Origin of the sequence: Ningiella ruwaisensis (assembly GCF_004798935.1) — a bacterium.
GTDB classification, from domain to species: domain Bacteria; phylum Pseudomonadota; class Gammaproteobacteria; order Enterobacterales; family Alteromonadaceae; genus Glaciecola; species Glaciecola ruwaisensis.
This window is the reverse complement of sequence record NZ_RAHT01000002.1, coordinates 465,334-479,118: the sequence shown is the minus strand read 5'-3', so window position 1 is coordinate 479,118 and position 13,785 is coordinate 465,334. Positions and strand designations below refer to the sequence as shown.

The 13,785-nt window shown below is 41.0% G+C and carries 16 protein-coding genes; 13 read left to right on the top strand and 3 right to left on the bottom strand.

The features are described from left to right. Positions 1 to 14: 14 nt before the first annotated feature. Positions 15 to 200: a hypothetical protein gene (locus D6V41_RS05540; protein WP_136250478.1), complete on the bottom strand. Its 186-nt coding sequence runs from the start codon at positions 198 to 200 to the stop codon at positions 15 to 17. 281 nt (positions 201 to 481) lie between these two features. On the opposite strand from D6V41_RS05540, the gene D6V41_RS05535 reads away from it, so the two are divergent. The 13 genes from D6V41_RS05535 to D6V41_RS05475 all read left to right on the top strand — a co-directional run bounded on the left by D6V41_RS05535 (position 482) and on the right by D6V41_RS05475 (position 11,882). Next, positions 482 to 1,837, top strand: coding sequence for a sigma-54-dependent transcriptional regulator (locus D6V41_RS05535; RefSeq protein ID WP_136250477.1), 1,356 nt, complete (start codon positions 482 to 484; stop codon positions 1,835 to 1,837). A gap of 10 nt (positions 1,838 to 1,847) precedes the next feature. Next, complete coding sequence (locus D6V41_RS05530; RefSeq protein ID WP_136250476.1) at positions 1,848 to 2,042, top strand: histidine kinase; 195 nt, start codon at positions 1,848 to 1,850, stop codon at positions 2,040 to 2,042. Between the two features lie 15 nt (positions 2,043 to 2,057). Next, positions 2,058 to 3,560, top strand: a complete 1,503-nt coding sequence (locus D6V41_RS05525) for a sensor histidine kinase (protein WP_136250475.1) — start codon at positions 2,058 to 2,060, stop codon at positions 3,558 to 3,560. Continuing rightward, a complete protein-coding gene (locus D6V41_RS05520; protein ID WP_136250474.1) occupies positions 3,544 to 4,002 on the top strand; it encodes a response regulator in 459 nt (152 codons plus the stop codon). The genes D6V41_RS05525 and D6V41_RS05520 overlap by 17 nt, the downstream gene beginning before the upstream one ends. Before the next feature lie 52 nt (positions 4,003 to 4,054). Next, positions 4,055 to 6,025 (top strand): hybrid sensor histidine kinase/response regulator, encoded by a 1,971-nt coding sequence (locus D6V41_RS05515; RefSeq protein WP_136250473.1) that lies wholly within the window; start codon positions 4,055 to 4,057, stop codon positions 6,023 to 6,025. A gap of 222 nt (positions 6,026 to 6,247) precedes the next feature. Then, positions 6,248 to 7,585 (top strand): NADP-specific glutamate dehydrogenase, encoded by a 1,338-nt coding sequence (gdhA, locus tag D6V41_RS05510; RefSeq protein WP_136250472.1) that lies wholly within the window; start codon positions 6,248 to 6,250, stop codon positions 7,583 to 7,585. Between the two features lie 29 nt (positions 7,586 to 7,614). After that, a complete protein-coding gene (locus tag D6V41_RS05505; protein WP_136250471.1) occupies positions 7,615 to 8,049 on the top strand; it encodes a hemerythrin domain-containing protein in 435 nt (144 codons plus the stop codon). Positions 8,050 to 8,070: 21 nt separating this feature from the next. Then, positions 8,071 to 8,229 carry a YqaE/Pmp3 family membrane protein gene (locus tag D6V41_RS05500; protein ID WP_136250470.1) on the top strand — a complete coding sequence of 53 codons (159 nt, stop codon included), beginning with the start codon at positions 8,071 to 8,073 and terminating at the stop codon, positions 8,227 to 8,229. 18 nt (positions 8,230 to 8,247) lie between these two features. After that, on the top strand, positions 8,248 to 8,769 hold the full coding sequence (locus D6V41_RS05495; protein WP_136250469.1) for a hypothetical protein: 522 nt from the start codon (positions 8,248 to 8,250) through the stop codon (positions 8,767 to 8,769). Between the two features lie 205 nt (positions 8,770 to 8,974). Continuing rightward, positions 8,975 to 9,421: a PA2169 family four-helix-bundle protein gene (locus D6V41_RS05490; protein ID WP_136250468.1), complete on the top strand. Its 447-nt coding sequence runs from the start codon at positions 8,975 to 8,977 to the stop codon at positions 9,419 to 9,421. Between the two features lie 94 nt (positions 9,422 to 9,515). Beyond that, positions 9,516 to 10,208, top strand: a complete 693-nt coding sequence (locus tag D6V41_RS05485) for a DUF4393 domain-containing protein (protein WP_136250467.1) — start codon at positions 9,516 to 9,518, stop codon at positions 10,206 to 10,208. Between the two features lie 262 nt (positions 10,209 to 10,470). Next, positions 10,471 to 11,166 carry a hypothetical protein gene (locus tag D6V41_RS05480; protein WP_136250466.1) on the top strand — a complete coding sequence of 232 codons (696 nt, stop codon included), beginning with the start codon at positions 10,471 to 10,473 and terminating at the stop codon, positions 11,164 to 11,166. A gap of 422 nt (positions 11,167 to 11,588) precedes the next feature. After that, complete coding sequence (locus D6V41_RS05475; RefSeq protein WP_136250465.1) at positions 11,589 to 11,882, top strand: hypothetical protein; 294 nt, start codon at positions 11,589 to 11,591, stop codon at positions 11,880 to 11,882. A 100-nt stretch (positions 11,883 to 11,982) separates the two neighbouring features. Here D6V41_RS05475 and D6V41_RS05470 read toward each other — a convergent pair whose 3' ends face one another. Then, positions 11,983 to 12,360: a BON domain-containing protein gene (locus tag D6V41_RS05470; protein ID WP_136250464.1), complete on the bottom strand. Its 378-nt coding sequence runs from the start codon at positions 12,358 to 12,360 to the stop codon at positions 11,983 to 11,985. Positions 12,361 to 12,407: 47 nt separating this feature from the next. Then, complete coding sequence (locus D6V41_RS05465) at positions 12,408 to 13,784, bottom strand: NAD-dependent succinate-semialdehyde dehydrogenase (protein ID WP_136250463.1); 1,377 nt, start codon at positions 13,782 to 13,784, stop codon at positions 12,408 to 12,410. Between the last annotated feature and the right edge of the window lies 1 nt (position 13,785).

Below are 13,785 nucleotides of genomic sequence, written 5' to 3'. Positions count from 1 at the left end.
TTATTAAAATTTGTTTAATGCTTTGTTTTATTGCGAGACGCACCGTACACGGCAGTAACTGCAATAGCCAAAATCATGATTAGTCCAAACGCTGCAATAGCAACCACAATGGGCCCACTATCCAAGAGACCTAACAGCGCCAACGCGGCAGCAACGATGGCTACCAATAAAATCAATCCAATGCCAAATTTCATTTTCATTACTCCTGCTTTATTTGTTCAAACGCGCTTTTTCGTTCAAAAGAGAAGAAAAATCAGGATTTGAAGTGAAGAACCATGTAAATTTAGCAAGTAACGCACCAACGCTTTCTGAATTTTAAGCACTTGAAAAGTATAGTCTTAATCATATAAAAGTTATGAGCGGTCACAAGTTCATGTAAGCTTTACACTAGTCTGTGTCTAAAAGGCAAGGCAAGCGACTGTTTTATAGACTAAACTTATCCACTGAATAATTGAAATATAGTTAAAATAAGGAAATTAATTTGAAGTCTATTCTTTTAATTGATGATGACACAGAGTTTACCGAAATACTTAGCAATATCATCGAGCACCTTGGGCACCATGTGTCTATCTCAGATTCAGTTAAAGACGCAAAAGAGTGGTTAGATTTAAACGAGTTTGACCATCTGTTAATTGATTTTATGCTTCCTGATGGTAGCGGACTGCATATTTTCGAGTATGTTCAGCAAAAGCGTAAGATGCCAAAAGTGACATTTATAACCGGCAATCCTGAAATCAAGTCTGCCATTGCGCACATTGCAGGCCCCTCAGTCAATTATCTGATGAAGCCTATTCAGCGCGAAGACATAGAAGCAGTTTTGAGCAATAAGCGCAGCCAAAGCAACAAAGCTGCGGCTGAAATGACTCAAGCATCGAGTGATGAACCCAAGGTCTCAACCCTACATTTTGACTGCCTGATTGGTGAATCAGCACCCATGCAGGCGCTTTACAAAATGATTGAACGAGTTGCACGAAGCGATGCCAATGTCATGCTAATGGGAGAAAGTGGCGTTGGGAAAGAACTAGTTGCACAAGCGATTCACAATGCTGCCAAGCCCGCCGGAGACCTTATCGCCACGAATTGTGGCGGTTTTTCAAAAGAGTTGATTGGTAGCGAACTTTTTGGTCATGAAAGAGGCGCTTTTACCGGCGCGGTGGGGCAAAAACCGGGGGTATTTGAGCGTGCAAACAAGGGGACTTTGTTTTTAGATGAAGTTACCGAAATGCCGATGGACATGCAGCCAAATTTACTTAGAGTGCTTGAGACAAAAAAAGTGTCACGAGTGGGCGGCACGCAGGAATTTCCCATAAGTCTGCGTGTGATAAGCGCGACTAATCGTACTCTTGAACAAATTGCGGCAGATAATGTGCTACGCGAGGATATTTACTTTAGACTTGCCGTGTTTCCCATCGAAATTCCAAGTTTGCGAGAGCGAAAAGAAGATATTCCCCTCTTGGCAAATGCCTTTTTAGCCCAGTTAAATAAAGAGCATGGCGAAAAATTTGCGTTTACCCAAAAACAGCTTGACCAACTGCATTCTCACGATTGGCCAGGCAACGTTCGTGAGCTTCGACACGCCATACACCGTGCATTTATTATGAGTGAGCCAGGCGGTAAAAAAATCGACCTGCCCATGCAGTTTGATTCCCCATTCTCTAACAAAACTCAGAGTGTAGGGGGAATTACGCCAGGCAGGACGATTGAAGAGCTTGAAAAAGAGCTTATTTATGCGACCTTGTCGAAGGTAGATAATAACAAGACGATGGCTGCTGAAATGTTGGGGATAAGCACCAAAACCTTGTACAACCGCCTACACGCCTACGGTGACGAACTATAGGAACATTAAGATGTCTGATCTTTCTAAACAAATCCACGATGCAAGGCGTCCATTGAATAATATTTCAATGCAGGCCGAATTAATCAAAATGCTAAGCGACGAAAGCGAGCAGGCAGAAGGCATTCAAGCGGCTGCTGACAAGATTATTCAGTACTGCCAGCAATGTAGCGAGCAGCTGCAGGTAATATCTCAAGCAGAACCTTAAGGGTAGCTGCAGTTTATGTCTTCTTTAAACCGACACTCGTCTATTACATGGACAGTGATAACGCTATTATTTATGGGATTGATTGGCATCAATACCTACATCGCGCGCACGACCATCAACGAGTTACATGCCTTGCAAGGAAGCATCAAAAATACGGGTGATGTGATGGTTGCATTGGACGAACTACAGATTTCGCTTCTCAAAGCCGAATCTGCCCATCGAGCTTTTATTATCGACAGAAGTTTTGAACGCCTATCTGATTTCAACCAGGCAGCAGAGCGCGTTGATGAAGCGCTGTTAGTAGTATCAGAACTCAACTCGGAAATAAGTGAGCAACGAAACCTTATCAAGAAAGTGACGATGGAGATTGCACTGTACTTAAGTAAGTTAAAAGTGCAACTGCAATCATTAAGACAAACGGCGCCTGAGGACAATACTCAGTCGTCTCGAGAGCTTTTGAGCGATTATCTCTATACCGAAGTAGAAGCCGTTTTTTCAAAAATGGCCTTAAACGAAAATCGTCATCGCGCTCTGTTGTCATTTAAACTGGAACGAGTAACGGCTGAATCGCAAACGACCTTTTTTATTTCGCTTATTACCAGCATGTTACTTGTAATTGGGATATTTTTTCTCGCCAGAATGAATATTCGATTTCAGAAAATGAGAGAGCGCGAAATTGAAGAGCGTAATGCTGAGTTATTCTACGCTGTGGAGGAGCGAACCAAAGAATTATCGCTCTATTCAGAAGAGTTAAAGCGGAGTAACCGCGAACTTGAAGATTTTGCCTTTGTGGCTTCGCATGATTTGCAGGAACCTTTGCGTAAAATTCAGGCCTTTGGCGAACGTTTAAATAGCTCCTTTGGCGAAGCCTTAGGTGAGAAAGGTCAAGACTATCTGCAGCGTATGCACAGCGCGGCTAGCCGTATGAGTATTTTGATATCGGATTTGTTAGAGTTCTCTCGTGTTCATACGCGAGGTAAGCCATTTGAAAATGTGGATTTAAATACCATTGTCGACGAGTGTATTGATGATCTCAGTGTCAAAGTAGAAGAGCTAAATGCACGTGTAGTGGTTGAGGAATTACCTGTTGTAAAAGCAGATGCCCTGCAAATGCGTCAACTTTTTACCAATTTGATTTCAAATGCGCTCAAGTTTTCACGAAAAGAAGTAGCGCCCCATATTACAATTAGCGCGAAAAAAGGAAAGAAACCACAAAACATAAATATTCCAAATATTGGAAATTGGTATAAGATAGAGATTGTTGATAATGGCATTGGTTTTGATCAGGAGTACGCAGACAAAATTTTTGCGCCGTTTCAACGTTTGCACACAAGAAATGAATATAAAGGTACAGGTATAGGACTATCTATTTGTAGACGGATTGTTGAACGTCACAATGGAGAGATAAGTGCGTTAGCCAAGCTAAACCAAGGCGCGACGTTTATTATTATAATCCCTGCGACAAATGCAGTGTCGCAAATTACTGTGAGTGATCCCTCTGATGAACGATACAAATAAACAACCCTTTTTTGTGTTACTGGCAGATGATGATGAAGACGATCGCTTGTTGGCAAAAGATGCGATGGAAGTTGCTGGATACGGAAGCAAGTGTATTACCGTTGAGGACGGTGAGCAGCTTATGCATTTTTTAAAACGACAAGGAAAATTCGCGGATTTGATCGAAGCTGATTTGCCCAGCGTCATATTGCTTGATCTTAATATGCCGGTGCTAGATGGTCGTGACACGCTCAAGCAGCTTAAAGAAGATAAAATATTACGGCGGATCCCTGTTGTAATTTTCTCGACGTCTAATACTGACGAAGATATCACACAAGGTTATGATTTAGGCGCTTCTGCATACATGGTGAAGCCCTCAAGCTTTGATACCCTTGTGGATATGATGAAGACCTTTGGACACTATTGGTCGGATCATGCACGTGTGCCGAGTTTGCCGCATTAAATGTATGTAATGAGATTGAAAAACGGGCAGCGTTCAGTAATTCTATAATTGTATGAAATCTGATGATGCCCAACTTTCTCGAATTAACAAAGTCCTCATTGTAGAAGACGATGAGGACGACGCCTTCCTCATAGAAGATAGACTAACTCCTTTGGTGTCTGAAACGTGTCAATTTGTTACCTCGACACAAAAAGATGACGCCATCGCACAACTTAAAACCAATTCTTTTGATTTATGTCTGCTGGATCACCGCCTTGGATACTTTGATGGCATAGAGGTCTTAAATGCTATTGACGAAGATTTAGTGATCACTCCAATTATTATGTTGACCGGGCAAAAAGATGAAAAGGTCGAAAATCTTGCGATTAAAAAGGGTGCGCAAGATTATATTATGAAAAGCGCCATCGATGAGGCTATTTTTATAAAGTCGATTCGATATGCAATTTCTCGAAAAGAATTGGAATTTACTCGTATTTCTAACCAGCGAATACTGAATGAAAATGTCGCGAAAGATAAATTTATAGCACACTTAAGTCATGAATTGAGAACGCCGCTCACGTCAATCCTGGGATATACCTCACTGCTTCTTGAAAAGGACATTGCTGCCCCTTTGCAAACCGAGCTTTCGATTATCGCAAATAATGGTAAGCACTTGCTTAATCTTTTAAATGACGTTCTTGATTTATCTAAAATTGCTGCCGGCAAATTTGAACTGCAACGCCAAAATACTAATCTGCATCAGCTGATTAGCGAGGTGTATAGCTTACTTTCGGTTAATGCGCTAGATAAAGGGCTTAGTTTTGAATGTAAAACCCTGAGTCCCATACCCACGGTGATTGAAGCGGATGAATTAAGGTTAAAGCAGGTGCTTATTAATCTTTTAGGCAATTCCATCAAATTTACCGACAAAGGCAGCGTGCGACTTATTATTGAGCAAAGAAACACGCAATGCCTGATATTCACGGTAGAAGATACCGGAATTGGTATGCCTCAGGAAAAGGTAGAAAGTATCTTCACGCCGTTTAGACAGATAGAAGATGTTGCAAATCGTAAAGCGGGTGGTGCAGGTTTAGGCTTATCAATAAGTGCCGAAATCGTTAAGCATATGGGAGGAACGATTACGCTTGATACCGAGTTAGGAAAAGGAAGTTCCTTCGTTATTACTATTCCTTTATTGCTCAGTGAGTCTGCAGAATTTTCCCATTTTAAATTTGATGTTGAACAAGCCAATCAAAAGAAGAAAAGACAGAGAAAATTTAAAGGTAAGGTGCTCATTGCGGATGATGTATTTGAAATCAGGCAGCTCCTCGGGCGTTTGATTAGCCAAACGGGTGCTCAAGTGCATTATGCTCGAAATGGGAAGCTTGCTCTTGAAATGATTCAGCAAGCAAACCTGCAAAAGCAAGCGTTTGATTTGGTTTTGATGGATTTGCATATGCCGGTTATGACAGGCAATGAAGCATTTGATGCGATTAAGCGACTTTCACCTAGCTTACCTGTCGTTGCCGTTACTGCTGCCATTCAAAAAGGAACAAAAGAAGCACTATTCAAGCAGGGTTTTTCCGGGCTTTTAGCAAAACCAATCCAGCCTGAATCGCTATTCTCGACCCTTGCTAAGTTTCTGACAGGTGCAGATGAACAAAAGACAGTGAATACCAGAGGAAACGGATTTGCGGGTGAGAGTTTGCCAAGAATTTGCCTGGTTGAAGATGATGAAGATAGCGCAAGTATTATGCAAGTGCTGCTAAAACGCATCGGTTTTGAAGTTCTACACTTTTCAACTGGTCAGGCACTATTGTCGCATCTTGAATCTCATAGCGAAAACCGTTTTATTCTCGATTTAGGATTACCCGATATTGATGGCATTGAACTACTTGGACAAATACGAGAACAACTTCCCTCAGCCGTTATACATATCTTAAGTGGCAGTCAGGTATCAGAAACTGTTCAAAATCAGTATAAAGTCGCTTCACACCTCCTCAAGCCGGTAAGCTACGAGCAACTTCATACCGCATTGTCTTAATAAGCCTTTCGAACTACTGTGCTATGTAAATCTTGCGCGTTTTTGTGAAGATGTTGTAGTGAAGCAAAAATTTCACAAATTCACCTTGTTAATTTATTCAATAAAAACAGAAGGATAACATCACTCTCTTGCTGGCATGCATGTTGAAACGCATCAAACACATAAATTTTAGATTATTCGGCAGCACATCGATGATCGCTGCGTGTGTTTGGAGTAGAAACCTTGTCAGTTTTCGAAGAAACCTTAGATTGGATACAGTCACAGGCCCCCCATGAAAAGGAGTATCACCAGGCAGTAAGTTCAGTCTGCAAAGACATCGTGCCGGTAGTAAACGCTAACGAAGATTATAAACGTGCGAACGTACTAAGGCGCATTCTGCTTCCCGATCAAATCCATACTTTTAAGGTTGAATGGGAAGATGATACCGGTTGCTGCCGCGTTAATCAGGGGTGGCGCGTGCAGCAAACGAACGTTCTCGGGCCCTACAAAGGCGGTACTCGTTTTACGCCTCGTGTAAATCTTTCTGTGCTTAAATTTCTTGCCTTTGAGCAAAGTTTTAAAAATGCATTAACCGGATTATCACTCGGAGCAGGAAAAGGCGGTGCAGACTTTGATATTAAAAATGCAAGTGATTCAGAGATAAGACGTTTTAGTAACGCCTACATGGAGAAACTTCACAATCATATTGGTGCCCGCAGAGACGTTCCTGCCGGAGATATCAACGTGGGTTCTCGTGAGCTTGGTTGGATGTATGGCAAATACCTGCGCTTAACGCAATCCTATGAAGGTGCGCTTTCTGGTAAGCCTACGTCTATATCTGGCAGTGAAATGCGAGAGCAAGCGACCGGCTTTGGCGTTATTCACTTTTTAATTGAAGCACTGGCTCATCAGTCTTTGAATATTGAAAATCAAAGTATTGTAATCTCTGGTGCAGGAAATGTCGCCTTGCATGCCGCTTTAAAAGCCATACAGAAGGGGGCACGCGTTATTTCACTGTCTAACAGTAAGGGACTTTACGTTGATAATTCGGGGATAAGTGATGCAGATATCCATTGGTTGTTAGCCAATAAGAGTGAGCACGATAATGCCCTTGAACAACTGAGTAAAAAAACACAGGCCGACTTTCAGCAAGGCGAAACGCCATGGAATTTAAAATGTGATATTGCGATCCCTTGTGCGACTCAAAATGAAATTAATGAAAAGGCTGCCATTTCACTTTGTAAACACGGCACATCTTATGTGATAGAGGGTGCCAACATGCCTTGCACATCAAAAGCCATCGATATTTTTCGCGATAACAATATGCGTCATATTCCAGGCAAAGCGGCGAATGCCGGAGGCGTGATTCTTTCGGCTTTTGAAATGCAGCAAAACGCAGACTTCACTTACAGACAGTACGACAAATTGGAAAAGCAGCTTGCTAATGCAATGCAATCTATTCACAAACGCTGTGTTGACGAAAGTCAGCGCAGCAACGAAACGCACATTGACTATGAACGAAGTGCAACAGTGGCCGGCTTTCGCATTCTTGCAGATGCGCTGGTTGCAAGTGGCTACTGATCATCAAAAACGAATTGAGGAGAAAAACAATGAAAATTTTTGAAGCGCTACGACAAGATCATGATAAGCAACGAGCATTGATGAAGGTCCTTGTAGACACCGAGGGCGATTCGGCCGTAAGAGCTGACTTCTACAAACAGTTAAAAGAAGAGCTAACTAATCACGCTACCGCAGAAGAGAGACACTTTTACTCTCCTTTAATGCAGGAAGATGAAACTGTTGAACTATCTCGCCATGGTGTTGCCGAGCACCATGAGATAGATGAGCTGCTTGAGGAGCTTGATAATACAGACATGGCATCTTCAAGTTGGCTAAGCGTAATGAAGCAATTGCAAGATAAGGTGTTGCATCACTTGGAAGAAGAAGAAAAAGAGTTCTTCCCTCAAGCGGGCAAAACACTAAGCAATACCGAGAAAGAACAGCTTGCAGACGGATATGTTAACGAAATGCAAGAACTTAAATAATTTCAGATAAAGGAGAACATCATGGATATTGTACGCATTATTCTGGCCATACTTTTACCCCCCTTAGGCGTGTTTCTACAAGTGGGATTAAAAGGCCATTTTTGGTTAAACATTTTATTAACTTTATTAGGTTATATACCTGGAATTATTCACGCAGTGTGGATTATCGCCAGAAGATAAGCTAAAGCGGAGGTCATCATGACAACGTCAGCATTTACAGCAGCAGACAATCGTTTAGCTGCTATTTATTCCAGCAGGGAGGCGCTTGTTTCAGCAAAGCAAAAGCTAATAAGTAAGTTGGCTATTAAGCAACAATCAATTGAGGTAATTGAGCCAAAGGATGATGCAAAATCCTACAAACTAGAAGGCGAAAGTAAACCAATAGGCATGAAAATGCTATGGGTTCATTTAGTTTACGGTGCGGTAGGAATAGCTGTTGGATTAATGGTGGGCTGGTTGTTGGTGAATTATGGACCTGAATTTACTCAGCTCAATCCAACATTTACTTATATTGCGATGCTTAGTCCCGGGTTATTTATTGGATTGTTTTTATCCGGTTTGGTCTCGTTAAAGCCTCAGCATGACAAGCTTAACCAAAGCGTTGTTAAGGCTTCGAAGGAAGATGAGTGGACCTTACTCATTAAATTAGATGAATGTGAATGCGACCGCGGGGATGTTGAAGATGTAATTAATGGGACAGAAACGAAAAAAATTATCTGAGCTTGAAAGCTTTACAAGGCAACTTGTAATTTTGGCTGAAATGACATTAAAACTGGCGTGTAATCAACGCTTTTTACAGTTCAATCAAGCAGATAGAAAAAGGTAGTTTGGCAAATTATTTGCAAATTAAAAGTCTGCTTATAACTATTTTAAAGAAACAGTATGCTGATGAATTGTCAGCAAAACAGAAATGATGGGAGCTAAAATGAAAGATCAGAACCTGCAGGTAGAGAAAGTTTCAGACGTAATTAAAGTGCTACAGGGTGGAATTGAATTTTATGAAGAGGCTATCAAGGAAATTGATACAAATCACATCATAAATGTATTCAAACGCATGATCAGCGAAAAAGAAAATGCGATTGAAATGCTCCAGCCTTACGCAATAAATGAGCAAGGTGAAAAAGAAACCGATGCAGATTGGATGGTAAGTACAAGAAAAATGTATACCAAGTTAGTGGGTAAAATGAGTAGCGATGAGGATCATACCTACATCAAGCAATTGGAAGAGGTGGAAGACAGGGTATTAGAAGTGTTAGATGACGCGCTGTCAAGAGAACAGCCTGCTAATTGTTTGACTGCGCTTCGACAGGTGCGTGCCCGGGCGCAGCAACTGCACGATGAAATGAAGGCGCTACAAGAGGCCACTTCGTAGATTTGAGCAATGCTTACAACCCCTAAACATTAACAGTTGTTTGGGGGTTTTTATTCTTAGTTAAAGCATTTTGGAATACCAGAGAGGGTTGCGTATGAGTCCAAATCACAGTGACATGGGCAAAAATACAGATAGCGATTCTGAGTCCATACCAATGGACAATGATTTGCGTAAAGCCATGAATACTCGGCTCATATTTGATGATGTGATAAAGGTGGCGTTTACTCGCTCCCCAAGCATTGTGCAAATCTTAAGATTAAGTTTTTCAAAAATGTCAGTGCCTCAACAGTTAGTAGTAAATGATCTTTACGAATTTTGTCTACAAACTATGAGGCGAGTCAACCGTGGTGTAAATCAACATTGCAAGGTACAAGTGCTCTTGCCCGCTATGGAACATGCTTCGCTACAGTTCAATTCCTCCATAGTTAGGATTTGGGCAAATTTAATTTCACATGAGCTAATTACAGCGGATGTACACCCTGAATTTCCGTATTTACTATCTCGTATGAGTGCTGAAGATATACTTACCTTAAGTTGTCTTGGTACAAAATTGTGTAATTCCAAGAAGGCCAGTGCATCAAAACTACTGGCGACAAGGCTTGCGAAGGAAAATGGGTTAGAATTAGATAGTAGAAAGCCTGTGGAAACTTGCCTAAGTGCAGCGCATCTGGAACATTGTGCCCTCATTGAAAAAGAATTTGGTATTTACAAACTGTCGCAAATAGGCGAATCATTTTTAATGGTGCTAATTGACCCTGAAACCTTTCTGACGATTGATGAGAATTAGCGTTAGTTTTACGTTGAGTAGGGCGTGTTTTTTTCGACGATGACTAATTTTTTTACTATGAACATAGCAGTTCGTTCATTACTTGCCATCACTAGCCAAACTAAGTGTTGGACATGATTTTTGCAATGACATTCCTGCGATTACATTTTTGCAACTACATTCTCGCAACAACGTACTTATAAAGAGTGGTTGCGCTGTATGTCGTTATTCACATACTTTTAAGCAAATCGTAGATACGCCTTAGAAAGGTGGAACTGAGATTATGTTACTGAATATACTTTTACTTATTCTTGTTGCAATCGTTCATGTGTTAGCCAGTAAAATGCGGTTCTTGCAAGGTGAACCTCGGAGTATTTGGCTTTCAATTTCTGGCGGTGCATCTGTTGCCTATATTTTCTTGCATTTGCTACCGAAACTTATGGAGGCAAGCGATAAGTTCGAAGTATTTGAATTAGAGTTGTCAGCCTATATCGTGGCGCTTACAGGACTATGCGTTATGTTTGGTCTTGAGAAATACGCGAAACAAAAGCCAGCAGGAAAAGAAAATCAGATATTTTGGGTACACATCGTGAGCTATGGCTTATACAACTTATTGATTGGATACTTGATTGTTGATTTTCCTGACCACGAGAATGAGGCTGTAATGTTATTTTCTCTAGCCATAGCATTGCATTTTCTAGTAAATGATTCAGGTTTGCTACAACATCATAAACAACTTTATCTCAAAAAAGGCAAATGGATCATCGTCAGCATGATACTCATTGGAGGATTACTTGGAGCCATCACAGCAATATCAGAAGATATAATTCATAGTATGGAAGCGTTTCTAGCCGGAGGAATTATAATGAACGTGCTCAAAGAAGAACTTCCTGAAAATCGCAGAAGCAAATATTGGGCGTTTATTTTAGGAGTTGCTTTATATTCATCGTTACTGATTTATTTACACGCTATAGAATAAAGTTTAATGCGCTGGCAACTTCTGATCTGAAATACTACTCAAAATTCTTCTTTTTAAATGTGGTAAAAATTTCTGGTATATATGTAAATTTGGCCTGATAAAAATTAAGGTATCCATGCAACTCGTATTCAACTCGCAAGCAGCTCAGCTATGAGACATGCTTTCAAAGCAACTTGACTGTACCCGACCCGGTGCATTTATTGCTAAAGGAATTTTGCAAGACAGCAGTTTAGACAACCAAATGATGCGGGGTAAACATGTATAACAGGGTGATTTACACAAACAAAATTTTGGACGTGATCCAGGCACTGGAATATGGAATAGATTTTTATCATTCCACTTCATTTCAACTTACAAATGAAACTGTAATTCCGCTTTTTAGAAAAGCGCTTCGCAAGAAAATCGAAGGTGTTTAATCGTTGATGCCTTTTATTGTAAAACGATTTGACGATAAGATATACGAGTCAGAATGGGTAGCATCGCTAAAGCGCACTTATGCGGTAATAAGTACTTGTTTTAATCATAATTACGACGATGAAGTATTTCAAAGGCTTATTTTAGCTGAGCAAGAAATTATTAATCATATTGATGAAATGGTCTCAGAACAGCAACTTGTTATGGCGAAACAGGCGCTCGGCAATATTCGTACACATACTGAGCACTTTTGCGATGAGCTGATGAATAGCAATCTTTTACAATTTCGATGTAGCGCGTAGTCTTAATACCATACCAATAATCTGTACATTAAATTTTGTACAGAGAATTGGTATGGTAAACTATGAATTTTCAATTTAACATTATCCAAATACTAAATTTTTACATCGGCGAAGGCTCATAAGCGTCATCTACGCCTTTTTCTACAACTTGCAGGTTGTTGACAATCTCACTCACACCATCAACATCTCCAATAACAGAGGCGGCGCGAACTTTTTCTTCAAGAGAACCTACTTCGCCACTAAGTATAACCACGCTTCCGCGAATTTCTGTATCGATACTGAATGTGGGGACGTCCAATTCCGAGAGCATAGCAGCGTTTATTCTCGCCTCAAGAGGAAGCAAATGATCTTCTTGTAAATCATTATTGTCAGTGTGTTCAGTCACCTCATAGGTAACATCACTTTTATTCATAAGCATTCCAATTGTCACAAAAATTAAAATGACGGCGCCTATCGATAAAATTAGTTTAGCTTTCATGCTGACTCCTTATCTTTCATATCTTTTACAACTGGCTTACGAGTGAATTAACTCATGACCATTACGGTTTTAATATTGACAAACTCACGCATGCCAAAACCACCGTGCTCGCGACCGTATCCGCTGTCTTTTACACCACCAAAGGGAAGATTAGGTTGTGCCAGCGCATATCCATTTATATTCACCATGCCCGTATCAAAACGCTCGGTAGCAATTTTAATGGCTTTGTCAGTGTCTTTGGAGAAAATTCCACCGCCTAATCCGTAACGACTATCGTTAGCGACCTGAATGGCTTCTTCGTCATTTGCCACTTTGATAAGTGATGCGACAGGCCCAAACAGTTCATCGTCATAAGCAGGCATGCCGGGCTTGACGTTTGTGAGTACTGTGGGCGGATAAAAAAAGCCATCGCGCTCTGGTATGCTTCCACCTATTTCCGCGTTTGCACCATTTTCTATTGATGCTTTTACTTGTTCATGAAGTTCGTCTCGCAAATCTTTTCTTGCCATAGGTCCCAAGTCGCTATCTTCATCATTAGGATCGCCAACTTTAAGGTCGCTCATGGCCTTGCAAAAGCCTTCTTTAAAGGCGTCATAGTTTTTCTCTGTAACGATGAAGCGTTTAGCGGATACACAAGTTTCACCGTTGTTAATCACACGCCCTTTAACGCATGCTTCAATCGCCAGTTCAATATCAGCATCATCCAAAACTAAAAATGCGTCGTTACTACCGAGCTCAAGCACCGTTTTCTTGGCCAGCTTGCCGGCTTTTTCTGCCACCGATTTACCAATTTCGTCACTGCCAGTAAAGGTCACGCCTCTGATTTTATCGTGCTCAATTAGCTTGCTTGATGTCTCGCCATCTATAATCAGCGATTGATAACAATTTTTAGGGAAGCCGGCTTCTTCATACATGTCCTGAATTTTTTGTGCCATACCAAAGACATTAGAAGCGTGTTTAAGTACAGTTGTATTGCCTGCTATGATATTTGTGATGCTGTATCGAATTACTTGATAAAGAGGAAAGTTCCAAGGCTGAATACCCAGGATAACGCCAACTGGCTGATAGGAGATGATCGCTTCTCCCTGATCAAACTCTCGCTTTTCAGAGGCCAGATTGGACTCGGCAATTTCAGCCGAATATCGGCAAATGGCAGCGCAAAGCTCAATTTCTTGATAGCCTTGTGCTTTTACCTTACCCATTTCATCCGTCATCAACTGAGCAATTTCTTCTTTCTGCTCTTCAAAAATGGACGCAAGCTTGTTGGCTAAAACCTGTCTTATCTCAAGGGAGCTGTTGCGCCAGCTTTCAAAACACTCGTGTGCCGCGTCTACAGCTTGATTTGCCTCATCGAGGCTCAGTAATTGATATTCTTGAATGGTTTTTTCAGTAAAGGGATTAATCGTATTAACGGTATTGCTCATG